This is a genomic window from Pseudomonas sp. NY11955 (assembly GCF_048068035.1).
Lineage (GTDB): Bacteria > Pseudomonadota > Gammaproteobacteria > Pseudomonadales > Pseudomonadaceae > Aquipseudomonas.
Genome location: NZ_JBLUPS010000027.1, coordinates 12,788 through 29,781, shown reverse-complemented (window position 1 = coordinate 29,781; position 16,994 = coordinate 12,788). Strand labels below are relative to the sequence as shown.

The 16,994-nt window shown below is 58.3% G+C and carries 17 protein-coding genes and 1 pseudogene; 14 read left to right on the top strand and 4 right to left on the bottom strand.

Translation table 11 applies throughout. The annotated features are described in order from the left end of the window. Positions 1-300: 300 nt before the first annotated feature. Positions 301-1,227 carry a LysR family transcriptional regulator gene (locus tag ACNFBR_RS28560; RefSeq protein ID WP_003464940.1) on the bottom strand — a complete coding sequence of 309 codons (927 nt, stop codon included), beginning with the start codon at positions 1,225-1,227 and terminating at the stop codon, positions 301-303. A gap of 80 nt (positions 1,228-1,307) precedes the next feature. Here ACNFBR_RS28560 and ACNFBR_RS28555 point away from each other — a divergent pair, with 80 nt between their 5' ends. After that, complete coding sequence (locus ACNFBR_RS28555) at positions 1,308-2,630, top strand: MFS transporter (protein ID WP_049273832.1); 1,323 nt, start codon at positions 1,308-1,310, stop codon at positions 2,628-2,630. Between the two features lie 26 nt (positions 2,631-2,656). After that, entirely contained in the window at positions 2,657-3,586 is a 930-nt protein-coding gene (locus tag ACNFBR_RS28550) for a carbon-nitrogen hydrolase family protein (RefSeq protein ID WP_003464945.1), read from the top strand. A gap of 363 nt (positions 3,587-3,949) precedes the next feature. Here the strand turns inward: ACNFBR_RS28550 and ACNFBR_RS28545 are convergent. Further along, positions 3,950-4,846, bottom strand: a pseudogene (locus tag ACNFBR_RS28545) (DEAD/DEAH box helicase); the annotation flags it as partial. A gap of 117 nt (positions 4,847-4,963) precedes the next feature. Here ACNFBR_RS28545 and istA point away from each other — a divergent pair. From istA to ACNFBR_RS28510, 7 genes are all read left to right on the top strand, one after another. After that, positions 4,964-6,463, top strand: a complete 1,500-nt coding sequence (istA, locus tag ACNFBR_RS28540; protein ID WP_110992713.1) for an IS21-like element ISPst3 family transposase — start codon at positions 4,964-4,966, stop codon at positions 6,461-6,463. Further along, complete coding sequence (istB, locus tag ACNFBR_RS28535) at positions 6,456-7,259, top strand: IS21-like element ISPst3 family helper ATPase IstB (protein ID WP_071890699.1); 804 nt, start codon at positions 6,456-6,458, stop codon at positions 7,257-7,259. Before istA ends, istB begins: the two co-directional genes overlap by 8 nt. A 354-nt stretch (positions 7,260-7,613) precedes the next feature. After that, positions 7,614-8,735 (top strand): ISAs1-like element ISPa60 family transposase, encoded by a 1,122-nt coding sequence (locus tag ACNFBR_RS28530; protein ID WP_076611919.1) that lies wholly within the window; start codon positions 7,614-7,616, stop codon positions 8,733-8,735. 282 nt (positions 8,736-9,017) lie between these two features. Continuing rightward, complete coding sequence (msrB, locus tag ACNFBR_RS28525) at positions 9,018-9,461, top strand: peptide-methionine (R)-S-oxide reductase MsrB (RefSeq protein ID WP_003464965.1); 444 nt, start codon at positions 9,018-9,020, stop codon at positions 9,459-9,461. Between the two features lies 1 nt (position 9,462). Then, the gene (gene msrA / locus ACNFBR_RS28520) at positions 9,463-10,002 is read left to right on the top strand and encodes a peptide-methionine (S)-S-oxide reductase MsrA (RefSeq protein WP_003464967.1); all 540 of its coding nucleotides are present in this window, start codon (positions 9,463-9,465) and stop codon (positions 10,000-10,002) included. A gap of 140 nt (positions 10,003-10,142) precedes the next feature. Beyond that, complete coding sequence (locus tag ACNFBR_RS28515) at positions 10,143-10,847, top strand: glutathione S-transferase N-terminal domain-containing protein (protein WP_003464969.1); 705 nt, start codon at positions 10,143-10,145, stop codon at positions 10,845-10,847. Next, positions 10,844-11,812, top strand: coding sequence for a magnesium and cobalt transport protein CorA (locus tag ACNFBR_RS28510; protein WP_003464971.1), 969 nt, complete (start codon positions 10,844-10,846; stop codon positions 11,810-11,812). The genes ACNFBR_RS28515 and ACNFBR_RS28510 overlap by 4 nt, the downstream gene beginning before the upstream one ends. 204 nt (positions 11,813-12,016) lie before the next feature. Here the strand turns inward: ACNFBR_RS28510 and ACNFBR_RS28505 are convergent, their stop codons facing one another. Next, a complete protein-coding gene (locus ACNFBR_RS28505; protein ID WP_016487060.1) occupies positions 12,017-12,184 on the bottom strand; it encodes a hypothetical protein in 168 nt (55 codons plus the stop codon). A gap of 75 nt (positions 12,185-12,259) precedes the next feature. On the opposite strand from ACNFBR_RS28505, the gene ACNFBR_RS28500 reads away from it, so the two are divergent. The 3 genes from ACNFBR_RS28500 to ACNFBR_RS28490 all read left to right on the top strand — a co-directional run bounded on the left by ACNFBR_RS28500 (position 12,260) and on the right by ACNFBR_RS28490 (position 14,129). Continuing rightward, positions 12,260-13,273: a zinc-binding alcohol dehydrogenase family protein gene (locus ACNFBR_RS28500; RefSeq protein WP_002118279.1), complete on the top strand. Its 1,014-nt coding sequence runs from the start codon at positions 12,260-12,262 to the stop codon at positions 13,271-13,273. 72 nt (positions 13,274-13,345) lie between these two features. Continuing rightward, a complete protein-coding gene (locus ACNFBR_RS28495) occupies positions 13,346-13,777 on the top strand; it encodes a GlcG/HbpS family heme-binding protein (protein WP_005006001.1) in 432 nt (143 codons plus the stop codon). Positions 13,778-13,835: 58 nt separating this feature from the next. After that, entirely contained in the window at positions 13,836-14,129 is a 294-nt protein-coding gene (locus ACNFBR_RS28490; protein ID WP_010591688.1) for a DUF1330 domain-containing protein, read from the top strand. A gap of 325 nt (positions 14,130-14,454) precedes the next feature. On the opposite strand, the gene ACNFBR_RS28485 is transcribed toward ACNFBR_RS28490, so the two are convergent. Continuing rightward, positions 14,455-14,925, bottom strand: coding sequence for a TlpA family protein disulfide reductase (locus ACNFBR_RS28485; protein WP_003464979.1), 471 nt, complete (start codon positions 14,923-14,925; stop codon positions 14,455-14,457). Between the two features lie 467 nt (positions 14,926-15,392). Between ACNFBR_RS28485 and ACNFBR_RS28480 the strand changes: the two genes are divergently transcribed. Together ACNFBR_RS28480 and ACNFBR_RS28475 are read left to right on the top strand one after the other, a co-directional pair. Beyond that, a complete protein-coding gene (locus tag ACNFBR_RS28480) occupies positions 15,393-15,995 on the top strand; it encodes a sulfite oxidase-like oxidoreductase (protein ID WP_003464980.1) in 603 nt (200 codons plus the stop codon). After that, on the top strand, positions 15,988-16,734 hold the full coding sequence (locus tag ACNFBR_RS28475; RefSeq protein WP_002118292.1) for a ferredoxin reductase: 747 nt from the start codon (positions 15,988-15,990) through the stop codon (positions 16,732-16,734). Before ACNFBR_RS28480 ends, ACNFBR_RS28475 begins: the two co-directional genes overlap by 8 nt. Positions 16,735-16,994: the final 260 nt, after the last annotated feature.

Genomic DNA, 16,994 nt, shown 5'->3' with positions numbered 1-16,994 from the left:
TAGGATGCACGGCGACAGCAGGGACAGGTGAAGGGTGTGTTTGGCGACTGCCAATTTACCTGCTTCCCTGACTGTCAACTCGCTCTTCCCCCAGACTCCGCGAAGAACCAAAAAAAACGGATCATGCGAAATCCTTCGTTGAGTTTGGCGCGGGTTTTTAGCAAATCAGCTGGCCCGCGATCCGGTTGAGAGTGATCCGAAGCGGTCCTTGACGACCGGCACAAATCGGTCAGAAGCGGTCGATGATTCCAATAAATCCGCCCCCTTTTTCCCGTAACTCCTGGCTACCTGCGACCAAGTCTAAGCAAGCTTCTGTGTCAGCTGCCCGATGAATAGCCGCAGCCATTCGTGCTGAGGCTTACTGTTCTTGGCAATGTCCCAAACCATGAAGCATCGAAATGATGGAACCGGAATCGGCGCCGGACAAATACTTAGCCGAGTCATGGCCGAATAGCTCTCGGCGGCGAACGTGGGAATTGTGGCTATCGCGCCGCTGCTGATCAACGTGGTGAGCGCGCCACTGAAGTGGGTGAATGAGGCTATAACACGCCTCGAATAGCCCGCCGCTTCGAACATGTCGTCGATAAAGCCGCGGCGGCCGTCATAGGAAACTCGCACATGGCTTGCCTCGAAGTACTCCTCCAGGCCGATAGGTGTGCCTGCGTTGTCTGCGCCAGGCAGGTACAAGCAGGAGTATGACGAGGAAAACAGCACCTTGGATGAATACCCGCTGCTGAAGTCTTTCGGCTCGCTGCAAATCACTAGATCCATGTCCGGATCTTGTAGCGACTGTTTCCACAGTGAGCTGTTGCTCTGATGGAACGAAAAGCTCACTCCCAGCCCCTGATCCGCTGCGGCGTTAACGATCCGCGGAGCGAGATAGGCCTCAATATCATCGGACAGACCGATGTTGAAAATGTAGCTCGAGTCGTGTGCGGAGAAATCCGGCTCTGCCCCAAGCACGCCTGAGATAGACGTAAGGGCCTCGGCGATCTTCGGCGCCAGCTCCATCGCCCTACGGGTTGGCTGCATTCCGGAAGCGGTGCGGATAAAGAGCTCATCTCCGAAATGCTCACGCAAACGACGCAACGCCGAGCTAACTGCCCCCTGGGTCACATGCAGCATGGCCGAGGCTCGGGTGGCACTGCGCTCGGTCATCAGGCAGTGGAACGTCAGCAGCAGGTTCAGATCAATTCTCGAGATATTACGTACACTAATCCGGCTCATATTTTCTAATCGTTTGCTCTGCGGCCGAGAGGATTCATAGTCTGCTGCCCATACACACCTAAGAAAAGCTGGGGAGCACCGTGGACGCAATTAATAAAAAAGTAAATCCAAGCAGTATCCATACCAAGGGTGAGCAGTCAGACATTCGCAAGCGTGCAATCGCGGTGGGTATCGGCAACTTCATGGAGTGGTTCGACTTCGCCATCTACGGCTACTTCGCTGCCGTGATCGGTATGTTGTTCTTCCCCTCTAGCGCCCCAGGTGTATCGCTGCTGTCGTCGCTGGCAGTGTTCGCCGTAGGCTTCGTATCGCGACCATTTGGAGCATTGATTCTGGGGCCCATCGGTGACCGCCTCGGTCGCCGCGCGGTGCTTATCATCACTGTCTTCGGTATGGGTGTGTGCACCACGATCATCGGACTTTTGCCCACCTATGAGGCAATCGGTATCGCTGCACCTGTCTTGCTGATCGTCATGCGTTTCGTGCAAGGCATGATGGTAGGGGGCGAATGGTCTAGCGCAGGTATCTACATCGTAGAGAGTGCTCCGTCCAACCGCCGCGCGACGGCAGCCAGCGTTATCACTGGAACGGCTGGCTTGGCCTTCTTGTTTGGTACGTTCACCGCCGCGAGCCTCACCTCAACACTCGATGACCAGCAACTGGCGTCCTGGGGCTGGCGGATCCCATTCGTTGCCTCCATCGTGATGACCGGTATCGCCATCTTCATCCGCCGGAAGCTGGGTGATACCCCCGTGTATGAAGAGCTGGTACGTCAACGCGATTCACAACAGTTCGAAGCACCGAGCAAGTCTGTACACCGTCGCGCCTTCATCACTACTTTCGCCTTCTCAGCGCTGTTCGGCGTCTCGCTCTACTACTTCATCACCTACGCCAATAACCACCTGGTCACTACCGTTGGGCTACCACGAAGCAATGCACTATGGCTGTGCAGCATCGCGCTGGTTGTCTATGTCATTGCCAATCCACTGATCGGCCGGCTCAGCGACAGCATCGGGCGACGCAAGCTGCTGCTCAGTGCTGCTGCCGCACTCTCTGTACTGGCCTATCCAATCTTCCTGCTGCTCAACACCGGCAACCCAGTGGCAATCCTCGCAGGATTGATCGTTCTGGGACTACTTGTGGCTGTAACTGCGGTGATGGATGTGGTGCTGCTGGTTGAAGTCTTTCCAGCGTCCATCCGCTCCACGGGAGCAGCGCTCGGTCACAACCTGGCCCTGGCGACACTCGCAGGCCCAGGCCCCTTCATTGCCGCCGCCCTGATTAGCCAGGCTGGCGACGCGAACATCCCTGCCGCCTATCTAGCAGCCGTCTCGCTGGCATGCCTCATCGTGCTGTGGAAGACCTTGCCGGAAACCCGCGACAACGACATCACACGTTTCTAGGTTCTTACTGCCCTCAGGAGTTTTTCATGACCAAAATTGCAGTCATCCAGGCCGCCTCTGTTCCTTATGATCCTGCAGCCAGCGTTGAAAAGGCTTCCACAATTCTGCGGCGCGTAGCAGATCAAGGTGCAAGGCTGGCCGTATTCCCTGAAGCGTTCATTGGCGGATATCCCAAGGGGATAGCTTTCGGTAGCGTAGTGGGTAATCGCAGCATCAGCGGGCGTGAGCTGTACCAACGCTATGTCGATGGGGCTGTGACGCTGGATGGGCCGGAACTGGCATTGCTTGCTGAAAGTGTCGAGCACACAGGGGTTACCACTGTGATTGGTGTAATCGAGCGCTTCGGTCGCACCCTTTACTGCACCGCGGTCACCATCGCCCCAGGCCGGGGTATTGCCGGTTACCACCGCAAGCTGATGCCCACCGGCCAGGAACGACTAATTTGGGGCTTCGGTGATGGCTCGACAATCGAGCCTGTAGAAACTGATTTTGGCGTCCTGGGGAGCGTGATTTGCTGGGAGAACTACATGCCAGCACTACGCCAGGCCATGTATGCCCAGGGTGTTCAGATCTACTGCGCCCCGACAGCAGATGACCGTCCGTCCTGGGCCAGCTCCATGGTGCACATTGCTCTTGAAGGGCGTGTTTATGTGTTGTCAGCCTGCCAGGCAATCCGTCTTGGTGAATACCCACAACAGCACCGCGATGCATTCGGCCTGGAGTTCAACGAGGACGATTACGTGATGCGAGGGGGCAGCATGGTTGTAAGTCCGCTCGGAGAAGTACTGGCAGGGCCGGTGTTCGACTGCGAGACAGAAATCTATGCAGACCTCAATATGGATCTGCTTAGCCAAGCCAACTTGGACTTTGATGTCGTCGGCCATTATGCCCGGCCGGACATCTTTGAACTCAAGGTGAACATTGCCCCGCAGGCCCCGGTAACCCTGGAGCGATAAGTAGAGCCTGTTTAGTGAAATCCTCCCTTTGACCGTCCAGTTTGGGCATGACTGCTTTAGGGATAGAGCCGCCGCAAGGCGGCTTTTTATTGCTGGCCAGGTTGTTGCCGCCATTTCCTGTGTAGCGAGGGCTTAGGCCCAAACCGATTTGCCAAGACAGATAACTCACCGACTTAACGTCCGCTTGTGGCACAAAGCGGACCAGCTATCGGCCAAGAGATGCCTTTCGCGAATAGCTGAACGCCCCGAGAGCGCATTGGGCCGCTCGGCGCGGAATTGGTGAAAGGCTGGTGACTGGCCTGTGTTGGCTCGGTCAGACTTCGGGCAGCCTCACCCTAGTTGGGGCTAACTGCTTACCGACCATCAGAGGCAAGCCAACAACAACTGCCGATAGTGCTGAGAAAAACTGACCTGATAGCTCGGCTCAGCAGCAAAATCCCCCAGCGAGTAGGCACCCGCCAAACCTGCACCAAGACTTTGCCCGGCCTCGCCTCCACCGCAGCCATCGATATCGCAGGTAGCCCCCATCCCACCAGCCATCGAACCAGAAGAGGCAGCGGGCATCTTCACCCGGCTCAGCACTGCCAGGTCATCCGGCAGATCATCCGCAATGCGCTCCGCAAAGCGCCGCAATGTTGGCTCCGCCAGCATGAACAGCCAAGCCTGATCATCGGACTCGCCCATCCGCCGCAGCACGCGCCCCAGGACTTGCCGGTAGTGCAGCTCAGTACGGATGCGGCTGAGGTAGCAGCACACCTGCAGGCGGGGGATATCCGTACCCTCGCTGATCATCCCAACAGCGACGATCCAGCGGCAATCACTGTGCCTGAACGCATTGATCACCTGTTGGGCATTCGGAGTCCGGTTGGTCACTACGCGGCAACCTTCCCCGCTGGCTTCCAGAGCCTGGACAATCTGCTGGGCGTGCTCAATATCGGTGGCGACCACCAGGCCGGCTGCATCCGGCTTGATCTGGCGAAGCTCATCCAGCTTGGCGCATCCCAGGCCGAGCAGTTGGTCGATCACCTCGTCATGGCGCAACAGCTCTTCGAAGGTGACGGGGGATTCACCAAGCAGCTTGGCGATGCTGGGGAACAGCCTGACGGTGCTCTCGGTCTCCAGTTCTTCAGTTAGCTTCACCTTCTGGTTATCGAGAAGGACGATGCGGGGCGCGCGGCACACCCCGTCGGCAATGGCCTCCCTCAGGCCATAGCGGTAGTCGCAGATCAGGTGTCCCTCGGGGGACGAGTAGCGGGCCAGGGTGTTGCCGCTGACCGAAAACTGACCCAGTAGAGGCTGTTCTGCCGACTGAAAACTGACCCAGGTGTTCAACTGCTTCTGCTCAATTTTTGAGCAGGAGAACACAGGGTGATCAGTATGGAAATGATGGGCAAAATTCGGCGGATGTATTTCCGCGACAAGCTGTCGCTGCATGAGATAGCCAAGCGCACCGGGCTGGCGCGCAACACGATTCGCAAGTGGGTCAGAGCACCTGAGGCCAAGCAGCCGGTGTACCAACGCCGCGCGATCTTTAACAAACTCAGCCCTTTTCACGCCACGCTAGAGCAGGCGCTAAAAGCCGATTCGCTGCGCCCCAAGCAACAGCGGCGCAGTGCCAAGGCGCTGTTGGCGCAAATCAAAGCCGAAGGTTATGACGGTGGCTACAGCCAGCTCACCGCGTTTATCCGTGCCTGGCGAGGGGGACAGGGCAAGGCGTCGCAGGCCTTTGTGCCGCTGACCTTTGCTCTTGGCGAGGCGTTTCAGTTTGACTGGAGCGAGGAAGGCTTGCTGGTCGGCGGCATTTACCGGCGTATGCAGGTGGCACATCTGAAGCTGTGTGCCAGCCGTGCGTTCTGGCTTGTGGCGTATCCGAGCCAGGGCCATGAGATGTTATTTGACGCCCATACACGCTCGTTCGGCGCCTTGGGCGGCGTGCCGCGCCGGGGCATCTACGACAACATGAAGACGGCCGTCGACAAGGTCAATAAGGGCAAAGGCCGGGCGGTGAATGCACGCTTTGCGGTGATGTGCGCGCATTACCTGTTCGATCCGGACTTCTGCAACGTCGCCGCTGGTTGGGAAAAGGGCATCGTTGAAAAGAACGTGCAAGACAGCCGCAGGCGTATCTGGCTAGACGCCCAGGACTGCCAGTTTCACTCCTTCGAGGAACTCAATGCCTGGCTGGGCCAGCGCTGCCGCGCGCTTTGGAACGAGCTGACGCACCCTCAATACAGCGGGCTGAGTGTGGCCGAAGTGCTGGAGTTGGAGCGCGCTGAACTGATGCCTGTGCCAGCGCCATTCGACGGTTACGTCGAGCGGCCTGCGCGGGTCTCCAGCACCTGCCTGGTCAGCGTCGGGCGCAACCGCTACTCGGTGCCGTGTGAGTACGCGGGTAAGTGGGTCAGCAGCCGTTTGTATCCGACGCGAATCGAGGTGGTGGCTGACGACGCGCTGATCGCCAGCCATGTCCGCTTGCTGGATCGCGACCAGGTCAGCTATGACTGGCAGCACTACCTCCCGCTGATCGAACGCAAGCCCGGTGCGCTGCGCAACGGCGCGCCCTTTGCTGATCTGCCGGCGCCGCTGCGTCAGCTTAAGCACGGTCTGGGGCGTCATGCCGGCGGTGACCGGATCATGGCGCAAGTCCTGGCTGCCGTACCGGTCGCCGGACTCGATGCCGTGCTGGTAGCCGTTGAGCTGGTACTGGAGAGCGGCAGCCTGAGCGCCGAACACATCCTCAATGTCGTGGCACGGCTGACAGCATCCGAACCACCACCCAGCGTCGAAACCCACTTGTCGCTCAAGGAAGCCCCCGTCGCTAACACGGCGCGCTACGACCGCCTGCGTGGCCAGGCCGAGGAGGTCGGTCATGCGTGATTTGATGGCGGAACTCAAGGAGCTGCGCCTGCACGGCATGGCCACGGCCTTGGCGGAGTTAACTGCACAGGGTGAGTCGAACACAGCCTCGTCCAAGTGGCTGCTCGAACACCTGCTGGAACAAGAGCACACAGATCGCGCCATGCGCTCGGTGAGCCACCAGATGAACATGGCCAAGCTGCCGATGCACCGCGATCTGGCCGGCTTCGACTTCAGCGCCTCCAGCGCAGACGCTCGTTTGATCAGCGAACTGGCCAGTCTGGCCTTTACCGACACCGCGCAGAACGTGGTGCTGATCGGTGGGCCTGGCACCGGTAAAACCCACCTGGCCACTGCGCTGGCCGTGTCCGGCATCACCCGGCACGGCAAGCGCGTGCGCTTCTACTCCACGGTCGATCTGGTCAATCTGCTGGAGCGCGAAAAGCACGACGGCAAAGCCGGGCGGATCGCCCAAGCTCTGCTGCGCATGGATCTGGTCATCCTCGACGAACTGGGTTATCTGCCCTTCAGCCAGGCCGGCGGTGCGTTGCTGTTTCACCTGCTATCCAAGCTGTACGAACACACCAGCGTGGTGATCACCACCAACCTGAGCTTCGCCGAATGGTCGAGCGTGTTCGGCGACGCCAAGATGACCACCGCCCTGCTGGATCGGCTGACCCACCACTGCCACATCGTCGAAACCGGTAACGAGTCCTATCGCCTGCAACACAGTAGCTTGGCGGCCCAGGCCAAGATCAAATCACGGGAGCGAAAGCGTAAGGGCGGCCAGGAACCGGAGGACGATGAGCCGTTCTGATTTCATGGCGACGACGGCCTGCTACATGGCTGCGTGTGGCAGGTCTTAAACAACTGAACTGGGCTAGCGAAGGAGTGGGGGCAACAGCAGCTGCGCTGGTAGACTTATCCACAGTTGCTGGTAACAAAATCAGCAATCCGCCCTGGGTCAAATTTCAATCGGCAGGGTGGGTCAATTTTCCATCAGCGCCAACACACTAAGCAACCATCAGAAAATTTTGACTGTACGCCAAAAAATTCGCATCTACCAGCATCTAAACAGGCGTTGCAGGGCAATCGCATGAACGCCTGCCGATTTGAATGAGTCCTTTCCCAGCGGGCATCCTGAGCGCCTCTCTACTCAGGATGCCCTGCAATGTCGCATCACATACCAATCTCCGATGTTCTGGTCGCCATCAATGATCCCCGTCAGCAGGGCAAGATTCGTCACGACCTGGTCGAAACACTGGTCGTGGCTATCTGCGGCGTGCTTGCCGGCGCTGACACCTTCATCGAAATCGAACTCTGGGCTGAGCAGCGGCTGGACTGGTTCCGCCGTATTCTGAAACTACCCCACGGCATTCCCTCACACGACACCTTTGGACGGCTATTCAGCCTGATCGATCCAGAGGAGTTCGAGCAGGCCTTCCGCTGTTGGGTTGCGGCGATCCTACCGGCCCTTTCTCCGCAAGTGGTTGCCCTAGACGGCAAGACCAGTCGCCGCTCCGGCAAGAAAAACACGGCCCCGTTGCACCTGGTCAGCGCTTTTGCGGCTGATTCAGGGCTGATTCTCGGGCAGAGGGCGACCTCCCAGAAGTCCAACGAGAAGACCGCCATTCCTGAGCTGCTGGCCACACTGGCGCTTGAGGGCTGCACCGTGACGATCGATGCCATGGGTACCCAGCCGGACATTGCACAGGCCATTCTCGATCGCGGGGCGCACTATCTGCTGGCCATCAAGGGAAACCAGCCGAAGCTGGCCGAAGCGATCGATGACTTCGCTGACACCTTTTTGGACGGCGATCCTGCCCGGGTACCCCATGCGCACTTCGAGCATGTCGAGAAGGACCATGGCCGGCTGGAGGTTCGTCGCAGCCATGTTTTCGACCAACTCCAGTGCCTGCCACAGCCAGAACGCTGGCCAGGACTGCGCACTTTCGTGATGCTGGAGTCCGAGCGGACTGTGGGCAACCAGACCAGCCTGGAGCGCCGTTACTACATCAGCAGTCTTGCTCCGGATGCAGAGCGCATCGCACATGCCATCAGGGCGCACTGGGGCGTGGAGAACCGCGTCCACTGGTGCATGGATGTCATTTTTGGTGACGATCAGATGCGGATCCGAACCGGGCATGCTGCCCACAACATGGCCGTTCTCAAGCAACTTACATTGAATTTGATCCGGTTGGATCCGGTCAAGCGCAAGGGTGGCATCAAGGCACGAAGGCTGATTGCTGCAACCTCTGATGATTATCGGGCTGAACTATTAGGTCTCAGGTGAGCTTCATGCGATTGCCTTGACAGGCGTTGTTGATTATCATAAAACACTGACACTGTATTATATAATCGTGCTTTTGTGTTATTTTTTTAATATTTACTGATTACGTACTTGCTTAACCACTCAGTTGCGCTAGAACTAATAGACGCGAAATTTAAATCTCTAATTTTCCAACACTTAGTAAAACCTCGTTTGCCATCCCACTACCATTGTAGGAGCAAATCAGGAGACATAAAAAATTAGCGGTAGCGTGCCTGGCCCTCTAGATAAGTATTGGAGACTGTAATGAAGTTTGAAAAGTCACAGACAGCAATCGACCACCTGACTCCCGAGCAACACCGAATTACCCAGGAGGCGGGCACCGAAAGGCCCTTCACGGGCGAGTACAACGACAACAAGGAGCCTGGCATCTACGTCGACATAGTGTCGGGAGAGCCACTGTTCGCTTCGACGGACAAGTTCGATTCGGGTACTGGCTGGCCCAGCTTCACCAAGCCGATCGTTTCGGCAAACGTGAACGAGGTGCGGGACAGCGCACACGGCATGGTCCGGACGGAGGTCAGGTCAGTACACGCAGACAGTCATCTCGGCCATGTGTTCCCCGATGGTCCTTCCGACCGCGGCGGTCTGCGGTACTGCATCAACTCAGCGTCCCTTCGCTTCATCCCGCGCGACGAGATGGAGTCCGAGGGATACGGTGAATATCTCGATCAAGTAGAGGAGGCTTAACATGCATCAGCGCGCTGTTCTCGCAGGAGGATGTTTCTGGGGCATGCAGGATCTGATCCGCAAGCGGCCCGGCATCATCTCGACCCGTGTGGGTTACACGGGCGGCGATATTCCGAACGCCACGTATCGTAATCACGGCACGCATGCCGAGGGGATCGAGATTGTCTTCGACCCGACAGTGACGAGCTACCGGAACATCCTGGAATTCTTCTTCCAGATCCACGATCCGACGACGCTGAACCGCCAGGGCAATGATCGTGGGCTCTCCTACCGGTCGGGCATCTATTATGTCGACGAGGAGCAGAAGCGCGTCGCCGAGGATACGATCGCCGATGTGGATGCCTCGGGGCTGTGGGATGGCAAAGTGGTGACCGAGGTCCAGCCGGTCGGCGAGTTCTGGGAGGCCGAGCCCGATCACCAGGATTATCTGGAGAAGCGCCCGGGCGGCTACACCTGCCACTTCGTCCGTCCCGGCTGGGTGCTTCCGAAGCGCCAAAAGGTTGACGACGTACAGCCAGCGGCCGGGACCGCGGCGGAATAGGCTTCACTGCCGTTGCCACTGCGCCGATCCGGTCCGCAATCTTCGTGACCGCGTCGTTCAGCGACGCGGTCATCGAACCCTACTTCAGAGTGACGGCTCGTTCCAGTCAGTCGCCATCGCAACACCAGGATCGCAGATTTATGCCAGACCTCTCGTCCTTTCCGATCACGCAGCGCTGGCCGGCATCTCATCCCGATCGCCTGCAACTCTACGCAGCCCCTACGCCCAATGGCGTCAAGGTCTCGATCATGCTTGAGGAGACTGGCCTGGCGTACGAGCCCCACCTGATCGACATCTCGAACAACGAGTCGAAGGATCCGGCGTTCGTGTCGCTGAACCCGAACGGACGCATACCGGCGATCATCGATCCGGCTGGCCCTGACGGTAGACCCATCGCCTTATGGGAATCCGGTGCGATCCTCCTCTATCTGGCCGACAAGACGGGTCAGTTCATCTCCACCGAACCAGGCCAGCGTTACGAGACCCTAGCGTGGGTGTTCTTTCAGATGTCGGCCATCGGGCCGATGTTCGGTCAGCTCGGCTTCTTCCTGCGATTTGGCGGCAAGGACTATGAGGACAAGCGGCCGCAACAGCGCTTTATCGACGAATCCACGCGTCTGCTGGGGATTCTGGATCGCCGGCTGGAAGGCCGCGACTGGATCGTCGACGACTATTCGATCGCGGACATCGCGACGCTCGGCTGGGTGAATGCGCTGGTGGAATTCTACGCTGCGGGTGACATCCTTGGCCTCAGCAGCTTTTCGAACGTCCGCGCATGGCTTGGACGCGGGCTGGCTCGACCGGCCGTCCAGCGTGGCCTCCACATTCCCGCGAGGCCAGCATGAGCATCATCGCCGCCTATTATTACAACGAAGGCAAGCGAGTTCGCGAAATCGCGCTCGATGAGCACGTCAAGTTGGGCGAGAGTCGCTCGGGCTTCTGCTGGATCGCGCTTAGCGAACCCACCCCCGAGGAACTACTCGCGATCCAAAGGACATATAATCTTCATCCGTTGGCGATCGACAACGCGATGCACCCGCTGTGCCCGCCCAAGCTCGAGGTCTACAACGATGAGTTGTACGTCGTCGCGCAGACCGCCGAGCTGGTCGGCGACCGGATCAGCTACGGCAAGATGGCGATCTTCACCGGTCACAATCACCTTATCACCGTGCGGCACGGCAATGCCGGAGCGCTGGGCAAACTTCGGGAGCAACTCGAGGCATCGCCGACGCAGTTCGGCAAGGGTGTCGACTATGTGCTGCACGCGATCTTGCATCGCGTGGTCGACCAGTATCTGCCCATCTTCGAAATGATCGAGGACGACGTCCTGGCGATGGAGCGACGGTCGCTGCACGATTTCCTCGGGCCAGAAGAGGTGGCGCGAATCTTCGAACTAAGGTCCGAACTCACGCGGTTCCAGCGCACGCTCGGGGCTATGGCCGAGCTGGTGCGAAAGCTCGTTCGCGGCCACTTTCCCTGCATCAGCGCCGAAATGACACCATATTTCCACGACGTCGCGGACCATGTCCACCGCGTGCAGTCCATGGTCGACGGCCTCCTGCTTGTCCTGTCCACGGTCTTTGAGGCCAGCAGCCTTCTTGAAGCGCAAAGGACGGGGGTGATCACCCGCCAGCTGGCGGCTTGGGCGGCAATACTGGCAGTCCCGACGGCGATCGCTGGAATATACGGCATGAACTTTAAGCACATGCCGGAGCTGGACACGGCCTACGGATACTTTGTCGTGCTCGGAGTGATAGCGATATCGTGCGTTTTCCTATTTGTGCGCTTCAAGAAGGCTAAGTGGCTGTGAATACTGCCCATCGTTTTCTTCGCCGTCATCTGACGGTTACAGCGGGCCTTATACGGAAGCTTGTCCAATCCAACTCAAGATGAAGGTGCGTCCATGACATAGCAGCTGACCGACGCTCTACAAGCAGTTCAGTCCTTCATCGCCAAGGGCTAAGACCGCGAATAGCGCGTCAAGGACAGCAATCTCGTCGATCTCGAGCCAGGATCAACCATCGGTCCGTGCGGCATCTGCGTCGACGCGGCGTTTCGCCTCGGAAGCGGTGATGATGGCGATAACGCCTCCACCCTCTACGCGATCACCGATCCGGCGACCGAGCATAAGGGCCTGTTGATCGACGTGTTCGATGAAATCTGCTACCGCGACCCAGTTCAAGAGTCGGGACCTCAATGTAGAAGAAGTTGACTAACGAGCATTCGCGTCATCCGATCAAGCAAGCTGGAGACATTTATGAAAGCCATTGGTTACAAGGTTCCGGGACCCATCGCCGCGGATGCCGCGCTGGTCGACATCAATCTGCCTCGGCCTGTCGCTGCAGGATACGATATCCTGGTTGAGGTGAAGGCCGTCTCGGTCAACCCGGTCGACTACAAGGTCCGCAACAGCACGCCGCCGGCAGATGGCGATTGGAAGGTGCTGGGATGGGATGCCGCCGGGATTGTGCGCGAGGTCGGCCCCGACGTCACGCAGTTCGAGTTAGGCGACGAGGTCTATTATGCCGGATCGATCACACGGCCCGGTACCAATGCGGAGTTCCATCTCGTCGACGCCCGGATTGTCGGTCACAAACCTGCGTCGCTCTCCTGGGCGGAAGCGGCGGCGCTGCCGCTGACGACGTTGACGGCCTGGGAGGCGATGTTCGACCGCCTGGACGTGGCGAAGCCCGTACCCGGTGCGGCGGAGGCGATCCTCATCATCGGTGGCGCGGGCGGGGTTGGGTCGATCGCCGTCCAGATCGCGCGACAGCGCACGGACCTCACCGTCATCGCCACAGCCTCTCGACCGGAAACCCAAGAGTGGGTAAGAGGGCTTGGAGCTCACCACGTCATCGACCATTCTCGTCCGCTCGCGCCACAGATCGCCGAACTCGGCATCGGTGCTCCCGCTTTCGTCTTTTCGACCACACATACCGAGCAACATGTCGCCGACATCGCCGAACTGATCGCCCCACAAGGACGGTTCGGACTGATCGACGATCCCAAGGCATTCGATATCATGGTTTTCAAGCGCAAGGCGGTGTCGATCCACCACGAGCTGATGTTCACGCGGTCGATCTACGGCACGCCCGACATGAATGAGCAGGGCGAGATTCTGGATGCGATGGCAGCGCTGGTTGACGACGGCAAAATCCGCACGACGCTGACCCGGCGACTGTCGCCGATCAATGCCGCCAATCTGAAGACGGTGCATGCACTGATCGAAAGTGGCGCGGCTAAAGGCAAGATCGTCCTCGAAGGCTTCTAACGACCGCGATCGCCAAACATCTTGTCCAACCTCAAAAAGCCGAACGGGTTATGCCCCAGCGATGAGAATCCCATGACCAAATCTATTGCCACCGCCTCGATCAACCGCGAAACCGCAGTCGCCCTCATCGACGCGGCGCTCGCTGCGGCCCGTGCCATCGGCATCCCGGCTGCCGTCGCCGTCGTCGACGCCACCGGTAACCTGCGCGCGTTCGAGCGCACCGACGATGCGCCGTTCCTTACCGTCGATGTTGCCATCGACAAGGCCTGGAGTTCCGCCTCGTTTGGGTTCCCGACCCATGTCTGGAACGACTATGTGACCAACGATCCAAAAGTGGCGCCGCTAGCCTATCGCCCTCGGATGGTCGCTGTCGGCGGCGGTTATCCGATTCTGGAGGATGGGAAGTTGATCGGCGGCATAGGCATCTCCGGAGGCAACTATCAGCAGGATCAGGATGCGTGCGTCGAGGCACTCATGAAAATCGGGTTCCAGTTGCCAGCCTGACGACTGTGAGGCCATCACCGGTGGTAATGGCCAACAGATCCAACCTTTGAGAGGCCTAATGATGGAAGCGTTCGTCGTCTTTACGCGGGAAGAAACCAGCGACCCACATGCACTCGCAACCTATTCTGCAGGCGTCGGACCATCGTTCGATGGTCACGACGTTACCTTTCTCGCCGCTTATGGCGCGATCCAGCATTTGGAGGGGCCGCCCATCGAAGGGGCCGTAATCTTGCGTTTCCCGACGATGCAGGCCGCTCGCGACTGGTATGACAGTCCCGCCTACCAAACCATCGCTGCTCAACGCTTTGCCGGTTCCCGTTACCGCGCCTTTATCATTGAAGGGCGGCGGTGACATACCGACAGAAGCACTTCGGCGCTGACCACGAGGTATCGGCGTGTGAACTCGCATCTTGGGAATCTGTGGGGGGGACCAAGACAGCGGCGCTAGGGGCTCATATCGTCGATCGGATCAGAGAGTTGCTCGGCGAGAATGGGTTATCTATTGCCGAGCTGACGGAGCGGAGCCGCCCTCTCCCAACGGATTGATTCAATCGTTGACGCTCCTCCTATCCGGATCCGGGTTTTCGCACGCTGATCAACAGAGTTACAGCGCGCAACGCCTGTAGTGGGCATCAGGGGATGGGTGGCAATCAGGATGATTGCCCACCTTCCAACGATTAACCTTGCTCAAGTTGCTTCACTAGTCGCTCCGCGTCGAGATGGAAGTCCGAGAAAACAATGCTACCGCCAGCGTCGATAACCGTAAACCACGGAGTTCCTCGTGTGCGGTAGTCTTCCATGAAGGTTGGAAACGGCGAGCCGGTCGGTTGCTCGTCGTGACCGAAAACGATAGGAAGCTCATACTTGAGCTGGTTCACGCGCAACTTCTCGAAGGTATTCTCATGCGTTCCTTCGAAGACGGTCTGGATCACTGCGAACCCCACGTCTTTTGAGCTCAACGCTGCATGCAACTTTTGTAGCGTCGGAAACCCATGCAAATGGCAACCTTGGCACCAATGCTGGAAGGCAAACAAGATTTTCGGGCCGGGCCCGATATCTGACAGTTTGAACGGCGCGATACTTTCCCCATCTTTGCCAATCCATTTTTGCACCCGCAGCTCAGGCGCTTGTCGTTCGATCTCGTTCATCTGATCCTCCAACCCCGATACAGAAGCTTAGTGGATGATCGCGCGTCGCGACGGTGCGCGAACGTCCGACCTTATTTTCCCTATTTCCTGAAGCCAGAATAGATCAGATCGACATTTCGTCCTTAATATACTCAAGCTGCCGGCGAGCGCGAACTGGGCAACCATGCGCTGGTGAGCCTTGAGCTTTGCACGCTGCCCATCCGTTTGAGAGCGAACCTGCAACTTCCGCTCCGCATACCGCAGATCAGCGTACGCAGCCTTGGGGTTATCTACCCTATAGCCATTGGGTATTGGGAATCATGCTGGCCTGACGCTATGTTCGATACGCGATTTTTTACGATGATAGAGCATCTGTATCTGATTTTTAGTCGATTGGCTTATTCGGCGGATGTGCGGGCAAATGCTTTACGCAGAGTACTGAAATGAAGGCCGGCTTCGGTCTGCCGTATCGAGCAAGAGGGGTCACTATGGTCACCAGAGGTTTCACCGGTCGCGGTTCAGGCGACCAGTCCGATCGGATTCCGCCAGGTCAGCATCTGGTGGAGGATTTCCCTGTTCTGTCGGCCGGCCCTACGCCGAGGGTAGAGCCCTCCGACTGGAAATTCACAGTCAAAATTGGTCCGAAGCCCGTCAAAACGTGGAATTGGGGCGAATTCAACACTCTACCAAAGACCCAGGTGACAAAGGATATTCACTGCGTCACCTCTTGGTCCAAACTGGATACCGTTTGGGAGGGTGTACTCATTGAAGACATCCTTGCAGATGCAGAGCTTGATCGGCCTACCGATTTCGTCTTGGCGCACTGCTACGATAATTATTCGACAAACGTCCCTCTGACGGATCTGCTTTCCGGGAAAGCGATGGTCGCCCTCAGTTATGCGGGCAAGCCACTTTCCCGCGATCATGGGGGGCCGGCGCGTCTTCTAGTGCCGCACCTTTACTTCTGGAAATCCGCCAAATGGGTGAATGCGCTGCAATTCACGACGCGTGACGAGGCCGGCTTTTGGGAGCTGCACGGCTATCACATCTACGGCGATCCGTGGCGCGAACAACGATACACCCATGACTGAAAACGAAGCGCAAGTCCGTTCGTGGCAATCATGCGTGATCGACGACATCATCCAGCAAACACCGAGTATCAAGAGCTTCTTCCTTCGGTTGAGCAAGCCGTTCGCGCACACCGCAGGTCAGCACGTCGATATCCGGCTGACCGCGCCCGACGGCTACAGTGCAATGCGCAGCTACTCGATCGCGTCATCGGCAGTTTCGACCCCGATCGTCGAGATAGCTATCGAGCGCATGCCGGATGCCGAAGTTTCGCCGTTTTTTCACGACATCGCGGCGATTGGTGACGAAATCGAAGTTCGCGGTCCGCTCGGTGGCCATTTCCTTTGGCCTGAGCCTGCCATAGATCCGGTTCTGTTGATCGGGGGAGGCTCCGGCCTCGTGCCGTTGATGGCAATGATCCGGCAGCGCCGCGCATTGGCCCAAGCCGTTCCGACAGCGTTGCTCCTGTCCGCACGAACCGCCGAGGACGTTCTCTTCTCAGAAGAACTTCATTGCATCGAAATCAGCGATCCGGCGTTCGTCCTGGCGCTCGCGATTACGCGCGAGAAACCGGTTCGCGCATCGGACTTTGCGCGACGGATCGACGGCATGATGGTCCAAGAAATTCTAACCAGGCTTCAGGGAAAGCCGACGCAAGTGTTCGTCTGCGGGTCTAACGGATTCGTCAACATCGCAACCGATAGCGCGCTGCTGGCGGGCTTGGACGCCTCCATCATCAAGACGGAGCGCTACGGGGGCTAGCGGCGCGAGCTATCTCACGTCGCGCCGATCGTAGACGTGCGCCCTGGGAAGCTTTGGCGATCAACGTGAACCGTTTTGCCGAACACAGTCTTCGTACCCCCCGGCCTCTAGAACGCCTTCGCTCGCGATACCTGGCTCGACATCAAGCTCAATTTGAAAGTTCCTGCACTATCCGTCGTCCTGATATGCTCGACCAGCATGATGGGCGATTCGAGCGGGACCGCTTCCGTCCCAATCGAGGCTCGGTTACCTTAGAGCAT

What these genes read in the sequence shown, in the direction of transcription:
- ACNFBR_RS28560 (WP_003464940.1), bottom strand. Translation starts at nt 1,227, where the DNA reads ATGAGCCGGATTAGTGTACGTAATATCTCGAGAATTGATCTGAACCTG.
- ACNFBR_RS28550 (WP_003464945.1), top strand. Translation starts at nt 2,657, where the DNA reads ATGACCAAAATTGCAGTCATCCAGGCCGCCTCTGTTCCTTATGATCCT.
- istA (WP_110992713.1), top strand. Translation starts at nt 4,964, where the DNA reads ATGGAAATGATGGGCAAAATTCGGCGGATGTATTTCCGCGACAAGCTG.
- istB (WP_071890699.1), top strand. Translation starts at nt 6,456, where the DNA reads ATGCGTGATTTGATGGCGGAACTCAAGGAGCTGCGCCTGCACGGCATG.
- ACNFBR_RS28530 (WP_076611919.1), top strand. Translation starts at nt 7,614, where the DNA reads ATGTCGCATCACATACCAATCTCCGATGTTCTGGTCGCCATCAATGAT.
- msrB (WP_003464965.1), top strand. Translation starts at nt 9,018, where the DNA reads ATGAAGTTTGAAAAGTCACAGACAGCAATCGACCACCTGACTCCCGAG.
- msrA (WP_003464967.1), top strand. Translation starts at nt 9,463, where the DNA reads ATGCATCAGCGCGCTGTTCTCGCAGGAGGATGTTTCTGGGGCATGCAG.
- ACNFBR_RS28515 (WP_003464969.1), top strand. Translation starts at nt 10,143, where the DNA reads ATGCCAGACCTCTCGTCCTTTCCGATCACGCAGCGCTGGCCGGCATCT.
- ACNFBR_RS28510 (WP_003464971.1), top strand. Translation starts at nt 10,844, where the DNA reads ATGAGCATCATCGCCGCCTATTATTACAACGAAGGCAAGCGAGTTCGC.
- ACNFBR_RS28500 (WP_002118279.1), top strand. Translation starts at nt 12,260, where the DNA reads ATGAAAGCCATTGGTTACAAGGTTCCGGGACCCATCGCCGCGGATGCC.
- ACNFBR_RS28495 (WP_005006001.1), top strand. Translation starts at nt 13,346, where the DNA reads ATGACCAAATCTATTGCCACCGCCTCGATCAACCGCGAAACCGCAGTC.
- ACNFBR_RS28490 (WP_010591688.1), top strand. Translation starts at nt 13,836, where the DNA reads ATGATGGAAGCGTTCGTCGTCTTTACGCGGGAAGAAACCAGCGACCCA.
- ACNFBR_RS28485 (WP_003464979.1), bottom strand. Translation starts at nt 14,925, where the DNA reads ATGAACGAGATCGAACGACAAGCGCCTGAGCTGCGGGTGCAAAAATGG.
- ACNFBR_RS28480 (WP_003464980.1), top strand. Translation starts at nt 15,393, where the DNA reads ATGGTCACCAGAGGTTTCACCGGTCGCGGTTCAGGCGACCAGTCCGAT.
- ACNFBR_RS28475 (WP_002118292.1), top strand. Translation starts at nt 15,988, where the DNA reads ATGACTGAAAACGAAGCGCAAGTCCGTTCGTGGCAATCATGCGTGATC.